The sequence below is a fragment of the uncultured Tateyamaria sp. genome, assembly GCF_947496075.1.
Classification (GTDB): domain Bacteria; phylum Pseudomonadota; class Alphaproteobacteria; order Rhodobacterales; family Rhodobacteraceae; genus Tateyamaria.
Genome location: NZ_CANMBJ010000007.1, coordinates 1 through 18,510, shown reverse-complemented (window position 1 = coordinate 18,510; position 18,510 = coordinate 1). Strand labels below are relative to the sequence as shown.

Genomic DNA, 18,510 nt, shown 5'->3' with positions numbered 1-18,510 from the left:
GCCGTCGATGATTGCCCTCCGTCCCCTGATGATGGCCACTGCACTTGCGGCCACCCTGCCCACGATGCTGTCCGCGACGGGATGCGCCCGGGATGCAATGCTGGTGTTTGACGGCTCGGCATCCATGGATGAGCTCAGCTTCGATGTCTCGCGCAAGACCCGGATCGTGGATGCCCGCACGGCGCTGCGGGATGCCCTGCCCGACATCACACCGTTTCGCCGGGTTGGTCTGCTGACCTACGGGCCCGGTGCAAGTGCCGACAGTTGCGCCAATATCGACCTGCGCTTTGGTCCACGGGCCGATGCGGCAGCCGCCATTGTGGATCAGATCGACACCCTGCAACCCAAAGGGCTGACAGCTCTGGCCGCGTCCGTTCGGGCCGCCGCCGATGCGCTCGATCACCGGAACCGGTCGGGTATCGTCGTGTTGGTCACGGATGGCAACGAAACCTGCGGCGGGCGCCCCTGCGCCCTGGGCACCGCGCTCGCCAAAGAGGCAGCGGACCTGACCGTGCATGTCATCGGCTTCCAGGTGGTCGTGGACTTCTTCAGCTGGGACAACCCCGAGCAGGTGGATGTGGGCGCAGGCAACACGGTCGCCAAATGCCTCGCCGATCGGACGGGCGGGCTCTATGTCTCGACGGATACGGTGGACGAGTTGGCGGACGCACTGCGCGCAACATTGGGCTGTGCGTTGATCGGGTCCGTCCCTCCGGCACCGATCCCTCCGTTCAGTGCCTTCGAAACATCAACCGCCCCACGCCGTCAGACATGAACCAACACTGACTGTCGGCCTGGCCTTCGAGGACGGACCCAAAAGGGGTGATGCCCTTCCAGTAAATCGCACGTCCCTGCGCCTACTCCACCCAAACGGGAAGGTATGGAAAACCGGACTGGCGTGAAACGCGCGGGTCGGGTCTACTCCCCCCATAACACTTCAGCCGAACCACATTATCGGCATCCGCAATTTATTTTTTAAGGAACCGCGCCCGGTCAAACCGGGCGCGCATTTCAGGACACCTACGGTATTGTTTGACGTCATCTTTCAGGATCCCAACCTGCTATGGCTGATCGGGATCGCATCCGCATTGCTCAGCACCTATGCCTATCTGCCCTATGTCTTCGACACCCTGTCGGGTCGGACACGGCCGCAACGCGCGTCATGGATGATCTGGTCTGTTTTGGGCAGCATCGCGCTGGCGTCCCAGATCTACGAAGGGGCCAGCGCATCGCTCTGGTTCGCAGCCATACAGGTGGGCGGCACAGTGCTGATTTTCATTCTGTCGCTCAAGCACGGAACCGGAGGCTTCCTGAACCGCTCAGATGCCTGCGTGCTGGCCGCAGCCGCCGTGGGCGTGCTGGCCTGGGCGCTGACCGAAACAGCTGTCTACGCGCTGGCCATCACGATCACCATTTCAATGATGGGCGGGGCCATCACGGTGACCAAGGCCTTTCGCAGCCCCGAGACCGAAACACTGACCACGTGGTCGGCGTCCTTTGTTGCGGCCACACTCGCCATCGTCGCCGTGGGTGGTCTGGACTGGGTGCTGCTGGCCTATCCGCTGTACCTTTGGGTCCTGAACGGGGCCATTGTCCTAGCCATCCTGCTGGGGCGTGCCCATCAGGCGCGCGCACCAATCTTTGTCCCACGCCATACGAAAAACGCCGCGCAGGTCCTGCGCGGCGTCTAAGTTCAGTAGGATCTTGCGATCCGTCCGGGGCGTTTAGCCCTTCTCTTCGATGATCTCGACCATGTGAGGGATCGAGTTGATCATGCCGCGCACGGAAGGGGTGTCTTCCAGCTCGCGGGTTTTGTGCATCTTGTTCAAGCCCAGGCCGATCAGGGTCGCGCGTTGTTTCGCGGGACGACGGATGGGGGAGCCGATCTGCTTGACGACGATTGTCTTAGCCATGGAACTCAGGCCTCCTCGGTTGCCGCTTCGGCAGCGGGTGCTTCATCGCGCTTGGGCAGGATGTCCGAGACTTTCTTGCCACGACGCTGCGCAACACCACGGGGCGACTGCTCTTTGCGCAGGCCGTCCATTGTGGCGCGGATCATGTTGTAAGGGTTCTGCGAGCCGATGGATTTGGACACAACGTCCTTCACACCCAGCATTTCAAATACGGCACGCATCGGACCACCGGCGATGATACCAGTACCCTCAGGGGCGGTGCGCATGACGACCTTGCCGGCGCCGTGGCGACCTTCCATGTCGTGGTGCAGCGTCCGACCTTCGCGCAGTTGCACGCGGATCATCTGGCGCTTGGCTTGCTCGGTGGCTTTGCGAATGGCCTCGGGGACCTCTTTCGCTTTACCTTTGCCAAAGCCGACGCGGCCCTTCTGGTCGCCAACAACGACAAGAGCGGCGAAACCAAAGCGCTTACCACCCTTCACGGTTTTCGACACACGGTTGATCGCAACCAGGCGATCTGCAAATTCCGGTGCCTCGTCGCGGTCGCGACGGTTGCCCCGGCGGTTATCACGTTCTGCCATCAGAACATCCTTTGAATTGGTGGCTTGCGCCAGTTCTACTCAATCCTGGTGGACCGGAATGGTCCCCGGATCATCGGAGGGGCGTCGCCGCCCCTCTCAGGGTCTTAGATCTTCAGACCGCCTTCACGCGCAGCGTCGGCCAGAGCCTTCACCTTGCCATGAAAGAGGAAACCACCGCGGTCGAAATATGCTTCGTCCACACCAGCTTTCTTCGCGCGCTCGGCAATCGCAGTGCCCACCTTGGTGGCGGCTTCCACGTTGTTCTTGCCCACGACGCCCAGATCCTTTTCCAGGGTCGAAGCCGAGGCCAGGGTCACGCCGTTCACATCGTCGATCAGCTGCACGCTGATGTTCTTGTTGGAACGGTGCACGCTCAGGCGGGGACGCCCGGCGTTGACCTTGCGAAGTTTGTTCCGGACGCGCAGGCGGCGCTTGAGGAACAGGGTCCGTTTGCTGTTTGCCATCTGTCTGGTCCTTACTTCTTCTTGCCTTCCTTACGGAAGATGAACTCGCCCTTGTAGCGGATGCCTTTGCCCTTGTAGGGCTCGGGCTTGCGCCACTCGCGGATTTTCGCGGCCACTTCGCCGACCTGTTGCTGGTCGATACCTTCGACAACAATCTCGGTCTGCTTGGGCGCGGTCACTGTGACACCCTCGGGTGCTACGAAATCCACATCGTGGGACAGGCCAAGGTTCAGTTTCAGGGTGTTGCCCTGCATCTGCGCCCGGTAACCCACACCTTGGATCTCCAGCTCTTTCTTGAACCCTTCGGTCACGCCGGTCACGCAGTTCTGCACCTGCGTGCGGGACATGCCCCACTGCTGGCGCGCGCGCTTGGACTTGCCGCGGGGCACGATGGTAACAACGTTGTCCTCAACATTGAGGGTCACGTCGTCGGTGGCGGTGAAGCTGCGGGTCCCCTTGGGGCCTTTCACTTCGATCGTCTGACCGGAGACGGATGCGGAGACACCCGAGGGCAGATCGACCGGTTTTTTACCAATACGAGACATCTGCTGTTCTCCTTAGAAGATCGTGCAAAGCACTTCGCCGCCAACATTCTGGCTGCGTGCGTTTGCATCCGACATCACGCCCTTGGAGGTGGAGACAATCGACACACCCAGACCCTGACGGACCTGCGGGATGTCGCCCACACCCATGTACACACGACGGCCGGGCTTGGACACGCGCTTAAGCTCGCGGATCACAGGCTCGCCTTCATAGTACTTGAGGCTGATTTCGATGGCCGGGTGGCCGTTGGCACCGGTGGTTTCTTCGAAGCCACGGATGTAACCCTCGTCCGCCAGCACTTCCAGAACGCGCACACGCAGTTTGGACGCAGGCGTCTCAACCACGGATTTGCCACGCATTTGGCTGTTACGGATGCGGGTGAGCATATCGCCGATAGGATCGTTCATAACTTATCTCTCCCTTACCAGCTCGATTTCACCATGCCGGGGATCTGGCCTTGCGAGCCAAGGTCCCGCAGCGCGATCCGGCTGATCTTCAGCTTGCGATAATACGCATGCGGACGACCGGTCAGCTGGCAGCGGTTGTGAAGACGCGTGGCCGAGCTGTTGCGGGGCAGTTTTGCCAGCTTCAGCGAGGCGCGGAAACGCTCTTCCATCGGTTTGGTTTCGTCGCTGATGATTGCTTTAAGCTCCGCACGCTTGGCGGCGTACTTCTTCACCAGCTTCTCGCGCTTCACTTCGCGCGCGATCATGGATTTTTTAGCCATATCTTTTTCCTCTGCGCTTACGAGTTGAAGGGCATGTTGAAATGCTTCAGCAAGGATTTTGCCTCGGCATCGGTTTCGGCAGTCGTGGTGATCACGATGTCCATCCCCCAGGTCTCGTCGACTTTGTCAAAGTCGATCTCGGGGAAGACGATGTGCTCTTTCATGCCCATGGCATAGTTGCCACGGCCATCAAAGGAGCTACCGGAGACGCCGCGGAAGTCGCGGACGCGGGGCAGCGCGATGGTGACCAGACGGTCCAGGAATTCATACATGCGGTCGCCGCGCAGGGTGACTTTGGCACCCAAGGGCATGTCCTCACGCACCCGGAAACCCGCGATGGATTTCTTGGCTTTCGTGGTCAATGCCTTTTGACCGGCGATGGCGGTCAGGTCTTCCTGTGCGGATTTGGCTTTCTTGCTGTCACGGACAGCTTCAGCACCGCAGCCGATGTTCAGAACGATCTTGTCCAGACGCGGGATCTGCATGTCGTTCTTGTAGCCGAATTCCTCTTTCATGGCAGCGCGGATGCTGTCCTTGAACTGGGCCTTCAGGCGCGGGGTGTAGTTTGCTGTGTCAAGCATCAGATCACGTCCCCTGTTGTCTTGGCAAAGCGCACTTTCTTGTCGCCGTCCATTTTGAAACCAACGCGGGTGGGTTTGCCATTCGCGTCCAGCAGGGCCAGGTTGCTCAGGTCGACAGGCATCGCTTTGGGGATGCGGCCGCCTTGGCTTTCCTGGCTTTGACGTGTGGCGCGGATCGCGATGTTCACACCATCAACAACTGCTTTGTTGGCAGATGGGTTCACGGAAGAAATGGTGCCTTCCTTGCCCTTGTCCTTGCCCGTAAGCACGACGACCTTGTCGCCTTTTTTCAGTTTCGCAGCCATCAGAGCACCTCCGGAGCCAGCGAGATGATTTTCATGAAGTTCTTGCCGCGCAGCTCACGAACGACGGGCCCAAAGATACGGGTGCCGACGGGCTCGTTGTTGTTATTCAGAATAACGGCTGCGTTGCGGTCGAAGCGGATGGCGGTGCCATCTTCACGACGCACTTCTTTGGCGGTGCGTACGACGACGGCCTTGCGGACGTCACCTTTCTTTACGCGACCACGTGGGATGGCTTCCTTGACCGACACGACAATGACGTCGCCGACGGATGCGTATTTACGCTTGGAACCACCCAGAACCTTGATGCACTGAACGCGGCGCGCGCCGCTGTTGTCAGCAACATCCAGGTTTGTCTGCATCTGGATCATTTGGTGTCTCCCGACCTTTGGGGGGCTGATGCGTTCGCCTGATCCCCAGGGTTTCGATTAATGCGCGAAAGCGCTGGGGGCTTAGGCCTCCAGCACCTCCCAGCGTTTTGTCTTCGATTTCGGCGCGCATTCAATGATGCGAACGGTGTCACCGACCTTGAAGGCATTCTTTTCATCGTGCGCCCGGTACTTCTTGGACTTACGAATGGTCTTTTTCAGAACCGGGTGCGTAAAGCGGCGCTCGACGGACACGGTGACTGTTTGGGCATTTGCGTCGGAAGTCACGACGCCAGACAGGATACGCTTTGGCATTTCGTGCTCTCCTTATTCGGCCGCTTTGGCGGCTTGTTCGTTGAGGATCGTCTTGACGCGCGCAGCGTCACGACGGACCGAGCGCAGACGCGCCGGGTTCTCAAGCTGACCTGTGGCCTGCTGGAAACGCAGGTTAAAGGCTTCTTTCTTCAGATTTGCCAGCTCATCACGCAGCTGGTCCGGGGTTTTATCCCGAAGTTCCTGGGCGTTCATCGCCATTTTCCTTTTCAACATCACGAGGGTGCCGCCAAAGACGTGACACCGATTCCCGTGGAGTGGGTGAATAGAGGGGCCGTATATGGGGGCAATGCGCTTATGGCAAGGGGGTTTTGACACTTTCGCAACACTGCATAGCCACACGGCTCTGCACCTAATTGACACTATTTGGCGTCACCTCATACCGTACACTAAAAAATTAGAAGGGAAATGGTATGGGTGCTCTGGCGCTGTTGGCCCTGTTCGGAATGGCAGGCGCGCTCGTGGTCTTCAGCAATGATGAAGACGATGACACGACCGAGCCAGCGGATGACGAGGTTGAAGGGACGGAACTCGATATCTCCACAAGCGGTTCGTTCACCGGTACAGACGGCAACGATACAGTGTCCATTACGGGTGGCACGAATGACGTATCACTCGAAACCGGCGCAGGTGACGACATGATCCTAGGATCTGGAACCCTCGCGTTTGATGCATTCCAAGCCTCGGTTTCTACTGGTGCTGGAGACGACTTGATCGACTTGAACCTCGACAGTTCATCAGTTCATGGAGGTGATGGTAACGACACGATCACTGTGCGCGGTGCAGGTTCTGACGTTTTTGGTGATGCAGGCGATGATCTGATCGACATCACATCTGACGGTGACGTGATGAATGCCTATGGCGGCGAAGGCAATGACACGCTTCAATCGGGACCGCCTGGAACCGCACCATACAATTCAAGCGCCAGTGACAACTTGAATCTTTACGGAGGCGATGGAGACGACCTGATTTATGTGAACGGACCGAGCAGCAGTACCACGGGCTTTGTCGAAGTGGGTCATGGAGGCGCCGGTAACGATACAATCGTGATGACAAGCGTTCGCGCAGTTTCGAGCGAAGACCCAGGCTTAGCCGACGATATCGTCGCTTCAGGCGGCGAAGGCGAAGATACGTTTGTGATCCGCACACATGAAACGATAGCCACAGGTAGCAGTATGGTCGTCGAAAATGTCGATCAAAATGGGTTTCCACAAGGTAGCAACTCTCGTTTGGGATTGTTCAGGATCGAAGACTTTGAGAACGGTGTGGACACCCTTTCAATTGATGCAGATGCGGTTACCGATAGCAGCACGTTGGCCGAGGCACGCCTGGAGGAAGTAGTGAACCGCTCCGGCACAACGGACACGCAATTGATCCTTGTCTATGAAACCGCGGATCAGCAAACCGAAGAAATCACTGTGACGCTTTCCGGTGCGACCGATGTCACGTGGAATGATGTGGAGTTTGTGGGGGATCAGGTGCCAGCCTTGACACCGATTGCGTAGTCGATGCCACGCGATCTCGCACTGGCTCAATGGTGCGTTCCGCGATATTGAGCCGAAATGAAAATCACATCCCTCTTCGCCACCCGCCTCTATCACGCGCCCCTCTCCGAATTTGACCCCAAGGTCGACCCGGACGAGCTGGAACAACACTGCTACGCCATCGCCGAGGATGACGAGGCAGGCCACGGCTGGTGTGAGGCCGAAGGCTATCCCGGCTACACCTCCTATGCCTCGCTGGACGACCTGCCCTGGCGCTTCCCGATCTTCGCCGATCTGGTCAAGGCGCTCGACGCACACGTCGCGGCGTTCGCCAAGGAACTGGCCTTCGATCTGGGCGACAAGGCGCTGAAGCTCGACAGCATCTGGATCAACATCCTGCCCGAGGGCGGCATCCACACCGGCCACATCCACCCCCACTCGGTGATCTCCGGCACGACCTACGTGGCGATGCCCGACGGCACCAGCGCGCTGAAACTCGAAGACCCGCGCCTGCCAATGATGATGGCCTCACCGGGCCGCACCAAGGACGCGCCCGAGGATTTGCAGCAGTTCCACTACGCCAAACCATCCGTGGGCGATGTGCTGCTCTGGGAAAGCTGGTTGCGGCACGAGGTGCCCATGAATATGGCCGAGGACGAACGCGTGTCGGTCAGCTTCAACTACGGCTGGGAATAGGATCACGAAACTGTCAGCCCAAGTCCGCGAACCAGACTGGCCACAACCCAAGGTCGAACATATTCTCTGAAAACAGTACTTTGATTTCGGAGGACGACCTTTATGCCCCTATCGCGCTTTGCCCTGTCAACGACCGCCCTGCTCGTTTCACCCTCGCTGCTTCTCGCAGAGGGCGGCCCCGTCAGCGATGACGTGATCGCCGCCCAACGCGCGGCCTTGGCAGCCGAGACTGCGGGCAAGGGATACGGCCCACAGGCACCACGCGATCTCAATACGCTGACTGGCGACAATGCCCGCACATTCGAGACCGCGCCCGCATATGCACAGATGAACCTGTGCAACATCCACTTCCACGAAGGGGCCGAGCATTCGGGCGGTGAATTCACCACCTATATCGGCAACGGCGATGGCAAGGGCTACAACACCGGCTTTGCTTATGACGGCGAACTGACCGAGGCTGAACTTGCCCCCGTCGACTACCCCGTCGGACCCGTAGGCAAGAACGGCGCGCTGGAACCGGGCGACACGATCGAAGTCCACTACGTCCACACCACCGCACTGGTAGACCCCGGCCCCACCCTCGCCTCGTGCCTGAGCGAGGCGATCATCAACCCACAGCTGCGCGTGGAAACGCAGGTGTTCGTGCTGGTGAATGACGAAACCGCCGCCGATTTCGTGGACCTGACCGAGGTCGGTATGGTGGACGGCTACCATCAAGCGCTGAACATCCCCTCCGATACCGGCACGCCCATCACCTATGCAGGCTCGACCACCGGCCCCAGCTACAACGAGAAAGGCTCGCCCATCCAGGTGTCTTGGAGCGTCCGACCCCGAGTGCAAAAGGTCCATATCGGCAGCATCGCGGCATGGTTCGCGGACAATATCTTTGATGAGCGCAAAGGGCACGGCGTGCGCAATCTGGTGATCAACCCGGACCTGATTTCGAACATCGATAGCTAAGGGGGATGGCGGACCACAGGTCCGCCTTACATTCCGTCACACGCTTTGGGATAAACTGTCGTCCAAGGCGCCATGCGCGTGCGGTCGATGGTGGCATTAAGACGGGTGTTGCAGAGGAAAAACGATCCGTACCGTCGAACCTTGGATGGAGGTGAGCGGCGAACCGAAATGCGCCCATGGACAAAGCTCAATCGCGCAAGCGCCCTATTTCGGCGTCTCGGCTGCCTTCTTGGCCGCCTTTTCCTCTTTCGTCAGTTTGTTGCCCCACTGGTTGTTGGACAGGCCCAGCCCGTCCGGCATCGGCTTAGTCTTGCCCTTTTTGACCTCGCCGCCCTTGTCAAGGAACGCTTTGATCAGGTCTTCGTCGGTGGTCGGCTTGGGGACGTGTTTCATGGTCTGAGCCTCTCGATGCTGTTGAGAACACCTTAACGGCATCGCGGCGGATAGCTACCGCCAGACTCAGGAAACATTTTCTGTTCACATAGCGATGTGACGAACGCCAAAGGGAAGGCGGATTTAAGAGCCGACCAAATGGCAGTTTCAGCCGAGCATGTGCGGAAGCCGGGGGATGATCGGCCACACTGTGCCAAGCCGCGCCACCGACAGGCCATGGTCTATCAATCCCAGTGATGCGCTGTCGTTTCCACGTTTCCAGACATGTATACGAAAAACTCTATTCATCGCAGCACCAAGCCCCGCCATCGGCAGGCCACGGTCTGTCGACCCAACCCCTGTTCTGCAATGCTTTATGGCAGCCAAGTACATCTTCGATCCGAGCGACGCGCTGACATCACCCAATCGACAGGCCCGGGGGTGGCCTGTCCCTTCTCGGCAGATTTGGCGCTGCCAAATCACCTGTCAGGCTATGGATGGCGCGGCGGTCGGCGGCCTTGATTCCGCACTTCGTAATTTGCTCGAACGTGCGGAACCCTGGACGATCGGGCGCCGGTCGGGCTGGATGCCCGGCTGGGATCTATCGAATGAGTTGTTACTTCGGAAAAAACAGACGGCTGTGCTCCGCAACAAGATCGATAACCTTCCCATCACGTTCGGACCAAAGAATGTGGAATCTGTCAGACAGAATTCCTCCAAATCTATCCTTTGTTCCATCGGCCCCAAAAACAAGGCAATCGTCGGCTGCGCACTGAAGCTTCTCAACGTGACCGTGGAAGCTCATACCCAACCAAGGCCACTGTGTATGCGTACCCAGTGCCACCCAATCACCACCTTTTCTGACCGACACATCAAAATCGTGCCGCTCAAGAAGCGAATGAAGTTTTTCTGCATTTCCTTCTGTTTCGAAGTTTGTGGGAATTTGGAGCAAAGCCCGATTGGGGGTCAGCGCAAGCAGTGCTGCCAAAACAAATGCTAATACGCAGATGACCAGGAAACTGTTTTTGATTGTTTTGAACAAAGCCCACTCCAAACTGCTGGAAAGATATGGGTCCTTTTCAAGAAGAAAACCCCGACGCTCTCACGCTGGGCTCTGAATTCTCACCGTAGGGCGGGCTTCATCCCGCCACCACGTCACAAAACGTCCGGAGCAATTACGAGCGCCTTGATCGGCAGCTTCAAACGAACAACCCAAGCTCAGGTCAATCCAGCCACAACCAGTTTTCGTTGGACCTTATCCGCTTCTCCAGCTCGTCCCAACGCGCGGTGTACTCGCCCTCCAAATCAATTCGCCGCGCAAAACAAACGTCCTCCAGAAGCTCACTCTTTTTATCAATCGTGGCTATCAACCCTGAGGGCCATTCATGATCCAACAGGTCAAAATCCTCCAACATGAACTTCAGCAAAAATCGACGAATGTCTTCGTCCTTTGGCGCAAGCCTGAAACTCTCCTTCAGAAAGTCTGTTCTATGGGTCCCCGGATCGCCCACGTGCAACAGGTTCTGGTACAGTCGCCCCAGCCAAAACGCTCCCCTGGGATTGCCAGCACTGCGCCAACGAACAAGTGTCGGATAAACGAGCTCAGCAAAAATCTCGTGTCGGATCCTGTCGCAATCCAACGGAAGCCGCATCAAATACGCATGAACCCAACGGCCAATTTCGTCCGATGACTGAAAGCTATCGATGAACAGGCCAATGCTGGTCTTTGCACGATCCTTAAAACCGGCTTCCAGATTTTGCGAATACTCATGCCAGTGGCGAAGTTCCATATCCAGACAAAACATCGTTGAACACAAAAAGAAAACCCCCGACACTCTCGTGCCGGGGGCTCTCAGATTTCTACCGGGTGCCGCTACGATTGTGCCATTGGCACAATCACCGCGCACGGATTGCGCCCCGATGGGGCGCAATCGGTTTACCAGTCTTCGCGGACGATAACGCGTGTCTTGATCGGCAGCTTCATCGCCGCCAGACGCAGCGCTTCGCGGGCCACATCATCATTCACACCATCGATCTCGAACATCACGCGGCCGGGTTTGACCTTGGCCGCCCAACGGTCGACCGAGCCCTTACCTTTACCCATCCGCACTTCGATCGGCTTGGCGGTCACTGGCACGTCGGGGAAGATCCGGATCCAGACCCGGCCCTGACGTTTCATGTGACGCGTCATCGCACGACGTGCAGCTTCGATCTGACGGGCGGTGACCCGCTCGGGCTGGAGCGCCTTCAGGCCGTAGGTGCCAAAGTTCAGGTCGGACCCGCCCTTTGCCTTGCCCTTGATCGAGCCTTTGAACTGCTTACGGAACTTCGTACGCTTTGGTTGAAGCATCTCTACTCTCCTTTAGCGACGGCCACCGGCACCACGTGGGGCCGGACCGTCCTGGAGTTCTTGTGCCTTGCGGTCACGCGCAGCGGGGTCGTGTTCCATGATCTCGCCTTTGAAGATCCAGGTCTTGATCCCGATGATGCCATAGGCGGTTTCCGCCTCGACATGTGCGTAATCGATGTCAGCACGCAGGGTGTGAAGGGGCACACGGCCCTCACGGTACCACTCGGTGCGGGCAATCTCTGCCCCACCCAGACGACCGGCAACGTTCACGCGGATGCCCAAGGCCCCCATACGCATTGCGTTCTGCACGGCGCGTTTCATGGCACGGCGGAAGGACACACGACGTTCCAGCTGCTGTGCGATGCTTTCACCAACCAGTGCCGCGTCCAGCTCGGGCTTGCGCACTTCAACGATGTTGAGATGCAGCTCGCTGTCAGTCAGCTTGGCCAGCTTCTTGCGCAGACCTTCGATGTCCGCACCTTTCTTGCCGATGATGACACCAGGACGTGCTGTGTGGATCGTCACGCGGCACTTCTTGTGTGGACGCTCGATGATCACGCGGGCCACACCGGCCTGCTTGCACTCGGTCTTGATGAACTCACGGATTTTCAGATCTTCCAGCAGAAGATCACCGTAATCCTTGGTGTCGGCATACCAGCGGCTGTCCCAGGTGCGGTTCACCTGCAGGCGCATGCCAATCGGATTGACTTTGTTACCCATCAGGCTTGCTCCTCGACTTGACGCACTTTGATCGTGATTTCAGCGAACGGCTTCATGATCTTGCCGAAACGGCCGCGCGCCCGGGGGCGCCCACGCTTCATGGTCAGGTTCTTGCCAACCCAGGCTTCCGCGACGATCAGCTCGTCAACGTCCAGGTTGTGGTTGTTTTCAGCATTGGCGATGGCCGATTGCAGGCACTTCTTGACGTCCTGCGCGATCCGCTTTTTCGAGAAGGTCAGGTCCGTCAGGGCCTTGTCGACTTTCTTGCCACGGATCATCTGGGCAACCAGGTTCAGCTTCTGCGGAGACGTACGCAACATGCGCGTCTTCGCCATCGCCTCGTTGTCCGCCACGCGGCGTGGATTCTTATCCTTGCTCATTTGCGTTTCGCCTTCTTGTCAGCGGCGTGACCGTAATAGGTCCGCGTGGGCGAATATTCCCCGAACTTCTGGCCGATCATCTCTTCGGACACGTTCACGGGAATATGCTTGTGGCCGTTGTACACACCAAAGGTCAGACCCACGAACTGGGGCAGAATGGTGGACCGACGGGACCAGATCTTGATGACTTCGTTGCGACCGCTCTCGCGTGCCGCTTCCGCTTTCTTCAGCACATAGCTGTCGACAAACGGGCCTTTCCAGACTGAACGAGACATATCTTAACGCCCCTTCTTCTTGGCGTGACGCGAGCGGATGATCAGCTTTTGCGACGCTTTGTTCTTGTTGCGGGTACGGGCACCCTTGGTCGGCTTGCCCCATGGGGACACAGGGTGACGACCACCCGAGGTCCGGCCTTCACCACCACCATGGGGGTGATCGATCGGGTTCATAACGACACCACGCACAGACGGGCGAATGCCCTTGTGACGCATGCGGCCCGCTTTACCGTAGTTCTGGTTGCTGTTGTCGGGGTTCGACACGGCACCAACGGTGGCCTTGCACTCCTGGCGGACCAGACGCAGCTCGCCCGAGCTGAGGCGGATCTGAGCGTAGCCACCATCGCGACCCACGAACTGGGCGTAAGTACCAGCGGCACGCGCGATCTGACCACCCTTGCCGGGCTTCAGTTCGATGTTGTGCACGATTGTCCCGATAGGCATCCCCGAGAACGGCATGGTGTTGCCGGGCTTGATGTCTGCCTTCATGCTCGAGATGATCTTGTCCCCGACGGCCAGACGCTGCGGAGCGAGAACATATGCCTGCTCGCCGTCTTCGTATTTCACCAGCGCGATGAACGCGGTCCGGTTGGGGTCATATTCGATGCGTTCGACCGTGGCCGCCACATCCATCTTGTTCCGACGAAAATCGACGATCCGATACAGACGCTTTGCGCCCCCGCCTTTGCGGCGCATCGTGATCCGTCCGGTGTTGTTGCGGCCACCATTCTTGGTGAGACCTTCGGTTAGCGCCTTGACGGGGCGCCCCTTCCACAGCTCCGAACGGTCGATCAGAACCAGCCCACGCTGGCCCGGCGTCGTCGGCTTATACGACTTGAGTGCCATGTTACTGTCTTCCGTTTTGCTAAACGACGGTTGGTCCGATGACCCCCGCCTATGGTTATAGGCCCCCGAAGGTGCCCGGTAGTATGCTCAAACGAGCAACGGCAAAGCCCCGGACGAATCCGGGGCCTTGCGGATGGGGTCGTTTAGGCCAGCGAGGTGGTGGGGTCAACCCGTAGGGTGGGCATTCTGCCCACCATCCAACGCACACAACCGGGCGAACCCAGAGCCGGACGCGCGCCTGACCGTGGGCTGGCGTAGCAACGATGGAACAGCGCACTTTACGACAGCCAAGCACATCCCCAGATTTCCACGGGCAGTGCGACGTAACCATAGCGCCAGCCCGCCGGGACGGTCAGGCGCTCGCCCGGCGCCTGCGGCTTGATTCCGGGCGATCAGTTTTGACCGGCATCTCTTTCAACAATGCACAGAGTGCTAGCAGAATCTGCATCGCCGATCTCAACAACCCGATCCTTGTACATCAGAACACCTAAACCATGCTCTTCCTCCCAATCACAGTAGAAGTCATATCCAACATAAGGTGAGCCAGACCGCTCAATCTGATGTATGTGAATTGTATGCAATTGGATGATGGAACAAAGGTCATCCTTGTGATTGATCGACGGCGGTTTAGGCCAATGGGGATCCCCATTTATGGCGTATTCGAACTCTTGGCAGATCTTCGGATATCCATGAAACAAACCATTTAAGACAGCTTGGGCCTGTTCGACATGAAAATCTTCAAATGCCTTGATCAACGCCAATTCGTTTTGATCTAGAGATTGTTCGCCTCGGCCTTCCGGCGCAAAAAGAACTTGTACTGTTCCCAAGGCGCGTTTCTTTGGATCTATTTCGCCAAATTGCTCTTCGCTGGTGCTGAAACCTGCCCAGACCGGAAAGGTTTCTTCGGCAATCCAGAAAAATTCGTCGAACTCAAAGTCCAAGGTTATGCCTCTCTATTGCCTTTGCCCATCTTCAACAACTTGAGGGAAACAGCAAGAAACACACGATCCGGATCAATTCCCGCCCCCATGGCCGCCGCCCTGACGGCCTTCAACCCCGCCACCGCACAAGCGTGGATGGAGATCACAATCTAGTGCACCTGCTTTGCCATGGACTGGGTGCAAAAGGACTTCGCCGCGCAGCCCTTCAAAAATGCGCCTTGGCCTCGTCCGGTTTACCCGCTGCAATAGCCAGCAAACCACCCACGGCACAAAACCCGATCGGGAACATCGTGAAGACACCAAATCCAAAGGCGTGATACATCAATCCTGCGGCAGCCAGCAGAAACAGTCCTCCCCACAATGCCCTGATCTTCGCCATGGCGCCTCCGGCAATGGCCAGCAATGGGGCGACAAAGCTGCTGATGCGCACCAGTTGTTCATTGTCAAACGTGCCAAACACCTCACCGACCTCACCGTGGGCACGCACAACCTCGCTATAACCATAGCCGAAAAAGCCGACGACCATCGCGATCAATCCACCAATGATCCCAAGCACAAGCGCTGCATTCCGCATAGCGTTACCGTCTCCAAACTGTACCGGAGTGATATATACTTCCGTCAGGCAAACAAAAGCCACGGCCGCATACCCTGCTTGCGCCTTCCCAACGCTGGTCGCGCACTGTCGGGCACCTGCACCCATCAGTGACCAGCTTTGACTTCGGCTTGGTTGACGGCTTGCGAACCGACCGAGGCCGTGAGCTTGCCCCCTCGCACAGCCAACAGATCGCGCCAAAACGATCCAGATCAATGCGCGCCCCCGCAAACCCGCTACACTGTGCCCATACCTTGCAGCAAAGGACACCCCATGCCCAAATCCACACCGCCCAAGATCAGCCCCGCCCCCATGGCCGCCGCCCTGACGGCCTTCAACCCGGCCACGGCCCAAGCGTGGATGGAGATCACAACCGAATGCACCCGCTTTGCCATGGACCGGGTCCAAAAGGACTTCGCCGCGCAGCGCGCCATGATGGCCTGCACGTCTCCCACCGAACTGATGACGCTGCAATCCAGCTATTGCCGGGACGCGGCACAGGAATATGCGGATCAGGCCACCCGAATGGTCGAAATGATGACCAGGGCCACCGCACAGGTGACCGAAGGCATCGCCTCCCCCACCTCTCGCAAATATGACGACATCCCGCTCTGAGATCAGGCCCCCGCCTGTCCCAAGGCCCGCGCGTTCCCCTGCGCCATAGGGCGGGGTTCACCCCGCCTCGCCCGGGCCAATGCTCCATCGGACGTCAATCACCGAGGTGTCCGCAGCCCCCTGCGTCCAGCCCCAAACCGTTAACACTCCCCTAACCCGCCGCTGTAACCCATTGATTTCGCGTCACCCGCTTTCTGTCCCACCATGGGACACGAAAAAACCCCGACCGCTCACGCAGCCGGGGTTCCCATTTTTTTCCGTAGGGCGGGGGTTTCCCGCCACCCCGATCAAAGACCGGTCGATACGTCGATCGTGTTGCCTTCTTCCAGCGTCACATAGGCCTTTTTCACGTCCTTGCGCTTGCCCAACTGGCCGCGGAAACGCTTGACCTTACCCTTGGTGATGGTCGTGTTCACGGCCTTCACCTTCACACCAAAGAGCGCCTCAACGGCCTCCTTGATCTGGGGCTTGTTGCTGTCAATCGCCACTTCAAAGACCACCGCGCCGTTCTCGGACGTCATGGTTGCCTTTTCCGTGATGATCGGCTTGCGGATCACGTCGTAATGTTCTGCCTTGGCACTCATTTCAAACGAGCCTCCAGTGCTTCGACACCCGCCTTCGTGATCACCAGGATGTCACGCTTCAGGATGTCATATACGTTTGCACCCATCGTCGGCAGGATATCCAGACCTTCGATGTTGCGCGATGCTTTCAGGAAGTCTTCGTTGACCGAAGCCCCGTCAATCACCAGCGCACGCTTCCAGCCCAGGTCCTTGACCTGCTTGGCCAGAGCGGCGGTTTTGCCAGCCGATGCTGCATCCTCGATGATCACCAGCTCGCCTGCCTTGGCCTTCGCCGACAGGGCGTGCTTGAGACCAAGCTTGCGGAACTTCTTGGGCAGGTCGTGGCCGTGCGAACGTGGCGTCGGACCCTTATAGATACCACCCTTGCGGAAGATCGGCGCATTGCGGTCACCATGGCGTGCGCCGCCGGTGCCCTTCTGGCGATAGATCTTCTTGGTCGAGTAGCTGGTTTCCGAGCGCGTCTTGACCTTGTGGGTGCCAGCTTGCGCGTTGTTGCGCTGCCAGCGGACCATGCGGTGCAGAATATCGGCGCGGGGCTCAAGACCGAACAGGTCCTCGCTCAGCTCGACAGATCCGGCTTTGCCGCCGTCCAGTTTGATCACGTCAAGTTTCATGCTTCACCACCTTCCGCGGGTGCTTCTTCCGCCGGTGCTTCGGTTACAGCCGCCGATTTCAGCGCAGCCGGAAACGGCACGCCATCGGGCAGTTTCTTCTTCACGGCATCCTTGACCGTCACCCAGCCGCCTTTGGAGCCAGGTACAGCGCCCTTGATCATGATCAGGCCGCGATCTGCGTCCGTCTTCACGACTTCCAGGTTCTGAGTGGTCACGCGGGCCGCACCCATGTGGCCAGCCATCTTCTTGCCTTTGAACACCTTGCCGGGGTCCTGACATTGGCCGGTCGAGCCGTGCGAACGGTGGCTGATCGACACACCGTGCGAGGCGCGCAGACCACCGAAGTTGTGGCGTTTCATGGCACCGGCAAAGCCTTTACCGATGGATGTGCCGGATACGTCGACCTTCTGACCTTCCAGGAAATGCTCGGCCGAGATTTCCTCGCCCACACCAATCAGGTTGTCTTCGGTCACGCGGAACTCAACGAGCTTCCGCTTGGGTTCGACTTTCTGGGCTGCAAAGTGACCGCGCATCGCCTTCGAGACGCGCTTTACTTTGGGGCTGCCGGCACCAAGGGTCACGGCCGTGTAGCCATCCTTGTCCGAGGTCCGGTTGCCCACAACCTGCAGACCGTCCAGTTGAAGAACGGTCACAGGGATCTGCTTGCCGTCTTCCATGAACAGCCGGGTCATGCCGACTTTCTTTGCGAGAATTCCAGAGCGCATATTCATACCCTCCTTACGATTGCAGCTTGATCTCGACATCCACACCAGCGGCAAGGTCGAGCTTCATCAGCGCGTCCACGGTCTGGGGGGTCGGATCAACGATGTCGAGGAGACGCTTGTGCGTGCGGATCTCGAACTGGTCACGGGATTTCTTGTCAACGTGCGGACCGCGCAGAACAGTGAACTTTTCGATCTTGTTCGGCAACGGGATTGGGCCGCGCACGGACGCACCGGTACGTTTGGCGGTGTTGACGATTTCCTGTGTGGACGCATCCAGCACACGATAGTCAAACGCCTTCAGCCGAATGCGAATGTTTTGGCTTTGAATGGCCATTTTCGTGTTCCCTTACTCGGGCTTCCAACGGAGAGGAGGAGCATCGACCACCGACACCCCTCGTCGCGTCTTGTTTTTCTGTGTGGGCGGGGGTCTGACCCCGCCTCACGGGTGGCATGGCGGGATCAAACCCCGCCCTACCGCACGATTAGTCAGTGATTTTGGACACGACGCCGGCGCCGACGGTGCGGCCGCCTTCGCGGATCGCGA

At 58.5% G+C, this 18,510-nt stretch carries 31 protein-coding genes; 6 read left to right on the top strand and 25 right to left on the bottom strand.

From position 1 onward, the window contains the following. The first annotated feature begins 28 nt into the window (after positions 1 to 28). Positions 29 to 775, top strand: a complete 747-nt coding sequence (locus tag Q1A51_RS22830) for a VWA domain-containing protein (RefSeq protein ID WP_299606031.1) — start codon at positions 29 to 31, stop codon at positions 773 to 775. A 253-nt stretch (positions 776 to 1,028) separates the two neighbouring features. After that, complete coding sequence (locus Q1A51_RS22825; RefSeq protein WP_299606029.1) at positions 1,029 to 1,691, top strand: hypothetical protein; 663 nt, start codon at positions 1,029 to 1,031, stop codon at positions 1,689 to 1,691. A 33-nt stretch (positions 1,692 to 1,724) separates the two neighbouring features. Here Q1A51_RS22825 and rpmD read toward each other — a convergent pair whose 3' ends face one another. From rpmD to rpmC, 11 genes are all read right to left on the bottom strand, one after another. After that, complete coding sequence (gene rpmD, locus Q1A51_RS22820) at positions 1,725 to 1,913, bottom strand: 50S ribosomal protein L30 (RefSeq protein ID WP_290557777.1); 189 nt, start codon at positions 1,911 to 1,913, stop codon at positions 1,725 to 1,727. Positions 1,914 to 1,918: 5 nt separating this feature from the next. Continuing rightward, positions 1,919 to 2,494, bottom strand: coding sequence for a 30S ribosomal protein S5 (rpsE, locus tag Q1A51_RS22815; protein WP_299210855.1), 576 nt, complete (start codon positions 2,492 to 2,494; stop codon positions 1,919 to 1,921). 104 nt (positions 2,495 to 2,598) lie between these two features. Further along, entirely contained in the window at positions 2,599 to 2,958 is a 360-nt protein-coding gene (gene rplR / locus Q1A51_RS22810) for a 50S ribosomal protein L18 (RefSeq protein ID WP_299210852.1), read from the bottom strand. Between the two features lie 11 nt (positions 2,959 to 2,969). Continuing rightward, positions 2,970 to 3,503: a 50S ribosomal protein L6 gene (gene rplF, locus Q1A51_RS22805; protein WP_299606027.1), complete on the bottom strand. Its 534-nt coding sequence runs from the start codon at positions 3,501 to 3,503 to the stop codon at positions 2,970 to 2,972. Positions 3,504 to 3,515: 12 nt separating this feature from the next. Beyond that, the gene (rpsH, locus tag Q1A51_RS22800) at positions 3,516 to 3,908 is read right to left on the bottom strand and encodes a 30S ribosomal protein S8 (RefSeq protein WP_299606024.1); all 393 of its coding nucleotides are present in this window, start codon (positions 3,906 to 3,908) and stop codon (positions 3,516 to 3,518) included. 14 nt (positions 3,909 to 3,922) lie between these two features. Next, positions 3,923 to 4,228, bottom strand: coding sequence for a 30S ribosomal protein S14 (gene rpsN / locus Q1A51_RS22795; RefSeq protein WP_299210843.1), 306 nt, complete (start codon positions 4,226 to 4,228; stop codon positions 3,923 to 3,925). Between the two features lie 17 nt (positions 4,229 to 4,245). Then, on the bottom strand, positions 4,246 to 4,809 hold the full coding sequence (gene rplE, locus Q1A51_RS22790; RefSeq protein WP_299210840.1) for a 50S ribosomal protein L5: 564 nt from the start codon (positions 4,807 to 4,809) through the stop codon (positions 4,246 to 4,248). Then, entirely contained in the window at positions 4,809 to 5,114 is a 306-nt protein-coding gene (gene rplX, locus Q1A51_RS22785) for a 50S ribosomal protein L24 (RefSeq protein ID WP_299210837.1), read from the bottom strand. Before rplX ends, rplE begins: the two co-directional genes overlap by 1 nt. Then, complete coding sequence (gene rplN, locus Q1A51_RS22780) at positions 5,114 to 5,482, bottom strand: 50S ribosomal protein L14 (protein WP_299210834.1); 369 nt, start codon at positions 5,480 to 5,482, stop codon at positions 5,114 to 5,116. The genes rplX and rplN overlap by 1 nt, the downstream gene beginning before the upstream one ends. Positions 5,483 to 5,563: 81 nt before the next feature. Then, complete coding sequence (rpsQ, locus tag Q1A51_RS22775) at positions 5,564 to 5,794, bottom strand: 30S ribosomal protein S17 (protein WP_189371453.1); 231 nt, start codon at positions 5,792 to 5,794, stop codon at positions 5,564 to 5,566. A gap of 12 nt (positions 5,795 to 5,806) precedes the next feature. Continuing rightward, complete coding sequence (gene rpmC, locus Q1A51_RS22770) at positions 5,807 to 6,007, bottom strand: 50S ribosomal protein L29 (RefSeq protein WP_076630311.1); 201 nt, start codon at positions 6,005 to 6,007, stop codon at positions 5,807 to 5,809. A gap of 218 nt (positions 6,008 to 6,225) precedes the next feature. On the opposite strand from rpmC, the gene Q1A51_RS22765 reads away from it, so the two are divergent. From Q1A51_RS22765 to Q1A51_RS22755, 3 genes are all read left to right on the top strand, one after another. Next, positions 6,226 to 7,317 carry a hypothetical protein gene (locus Q1A51_RS22765; RefSeq protein WP_299606021.1) on the top strand — a complete coding sequence of 364 codons (1,092 nt, stop codon included), beginning with the start codon at positions 6,226 to 6,228 and terminating at the stop codon, positions 7,315 to 7,317. 57 nt (positions 7,318 to 7,374) lie between these two features. Beyond that, entirely contained in the window at positions 7,375 to 7,992 is a 618-nt protein-coding gene (locus Q1A51_RS22760) for a TIGR02466 family protein (protein ID WP_299606019.1), read from the top strand. A gap of 102 nt (positions 7,993 to 8,094) precedes the next feature. Continuing rightward, positions 8,095 to 8,952, top strand: a complete 858-nt coding sequence (locus Q1A51_RS22755; RefSeq protein WP_299606017.1) for a delta-class carbonic anhydrase — start codon at positions 8,095 to 8,097, stop codon at positions 8,950 to 8,952. Positions 8,953 to 9,156: 204 nt separating this feature from the next. On the opposite strand, the gene Q1A51_RS22750 is transcribed toward Q1A51_RS22755, so the two are convergent. The 10 genes from Q1A51_RS22750 to Q1A51_RS22705 form a co-directional block, all read right to left on the bottom strand. Continuing rightward, positions 9,157 to 9,345: a hypothetical protein gene (locus Q1A51_RS22750; RefSeq protein ID WP_299210822.1), complete on the bottom strand. Its 189-nt coding sequence runs from the start codon at positions 9,343 to 9,345 to the stop codon at positions 9,157 to 9,159. 595 nt (positions 9,346 to 9,940) lie between these two features. Further along, positions 9,941 to 10,366 (bottom strand): hypothetical protein, encoded by a 426-nt coding sequence (locus Q1A51_RS22745; protein ID WP_299606014.1) that lies wholly within the window; start codon positions 10,364 to 10,366, stop codon positions 9,941 to 9,943. Positions 10,367 to 10,547: 181 nt separating this feature from the next. Continuing rightward, positions 10,548 to 11,114: a hypothetical protein gene (locus Q1A51_RS22740; RefSeq protein ID WP_299606011.1), complete on the bottom strand. Its 567-nt coding sequence runs from the start codon at positions 11,112 to 11,114 to the stop codon at positions 10,548 to 10,550. Positions 11,115 to 11,260: 146 nt separating this feature from the next. After that, positions 11,261 to 11,674 carry a 50S ribosomal protein L16 gene (gene rplP / locus Q1A51_RS22735; protein WP_299210814.1) on the bottom strand — a complete coding sequence of 138 codons (414 nt, stop codon included), beginning with the start codon at positions 11,672 to 11,674 and terminating at the stop codon, positions 11,261 to 11,263. A 12-nt stretch (positions 11,675 to 11,686) separates the two neighbouring features. Then, entirely contained in the window at positions 11,687 to 12,394 is a 708-nt protein-coding gene (gene rpsC, locus Q1A51_RS22730; RefSeq protein ID WP_299210811.1) for a 30S ribosomal protein S3, read from the bottom strand. Beyond that, positions 12,394 to 12,774, bottom strand: coding sequence for a 50S ribosomal protein L22 (rplV, locus tag Q1A51_RS22725; RefSeq protein ID WP_299210808.1), 381 nt, complete (start codon positions 12,772 to 12,774; stop codon positions 12,394 to 12,396). Before rplV ends, rpsC begins: the two co-directional genes overlap by 1 nt. Then, the gene (gene rpsS, locus Q1A51_RS22720) at positions 12,771 to 13,049 is read right to left on the bottom strand and encodes a 30S ribosomal protein S19 (RefSeq protein WP_108838857.1); all 279 of its coding nucleotides are present in this window, start codon (positions 13,047 to 13,049) and stop codon (positions 12,771 to 12,773) included. Before rpsS ends, rplV begins: the two co-directional genes overlap by 4 nt. Before the next feature lie 3 nt (positions 13,050 to 13,052). Further along, positions 13,053 to 13,895, bottom strand: a complete 843-nt coding sequence (gene rplB / locus Q1A51_RS22715) for a 50S ribosomal protein L2 (RefSeq protein WP_299210805.1) — start codon at positions 13,893 to 13,895, stop codon at positions 13,053 to 13,055. Positions 13,896 to 14,287: 392 nt separating this feature from the next. After that, entirely contained in the window at positions 14,288 to 14,836 is a 549-nt protein-coding gene (locus Q1A51_RS22710; RefSeq protein WP_299606008.1) for a hypothetical protein, read from the bottom strand. 205 nt (positions 14,837 to 15,041) lie between these two features. Further along, on the bottom strand, positions 15,042 to 15,410 hold the full coding sequence (locus Q1A51_RS22705; protein WP_299606006.1) for a hypothetical protein: 369 nt from the start codon (positions 15,408 to 15,410) through the stop codon (positions 15,042 to 15,044). A gap of 291 nt (positions 15,411 to 15,701) precedes the next feature. On the opposite strand from Q1A51_RS22705, the gene Q1A51_RS22700 reads away from it, so the two are divergent. Continuing rightward, on the top strand, positions 15,702 to 16,043 hold the full coding sequence (locus Q1A51_RS22700; RefSeq protein ID WP_299606003.1) for a phasin family protein: 342 nt from the start codon (positions 15,702 to 15,704) through the stop codon (positions 16,041 to 16,043). Positions 16,044 to 16,330: 287 nt separating this feature from the next. On the opposite strand, the gene Q1A51_RS22695 is transcribed toward Q1A51_RS22700, so the two are convergent. Genes Q1A51_RS22695 through rpsJ form a run of 4 tightly spaced genes read right to left on the bottom strand, consistent with a single transcriptional unit; the run spans position 16,331 to position 18,294 of the window. Continuing rightward, a complete protein-coding gene (locus Q1A51_RS22695; protein WP_299606000.1) occupies positions 16,331 to 16,627 on the bottom strand; it encodes a 50S ribosomal protein L23 in 297 nt (98 codons plus the stop codon). Beyond that, entirely contained in the window at positions 16,624 to 17,241 is a 618-nt protein-coding gene (gene rplD / locus Q1A51_RS22690; RefSeq protein WP_299210793.1) for a 50S ribosomal protein L4, read from the bottom strand. Before rplD ends, Q1A51_RS22695 begins: the two co-directional genes overlap by 4 nt. Next, on the bottom strand, positions 17,238 to 17,966 hold the full coding sequence (gene rplC / locus Q1A51_RS22685; RefSeq protein ID WP_189371478.1) for a 50S ribosomal protein L3: 729 nt from the start codon (positions 17,964 to 17,966) through the stop codon (positions 17,238 to 17,240). Before rplC ends, rplD begins: the two co-directional genes overlap by 4 nt. A gap of 13 nt (positions 17,967 to 17,979) precedes the next feature. Continuing rightward, on the bottom strand, positions 17,980 to 18,294 hold the full coding sequence (gene rpsJ / locus Q1A51_RS22680; protein ID WP_108838874.1) for a 30S ribosomal protein S10: 315 nt from the start codon (positions 18,292 to 18,294) through the stop codon (positions 17,980 to 17,982). Positions 18,295 to 18,510 lie beyond the last annotated feature (216 nt).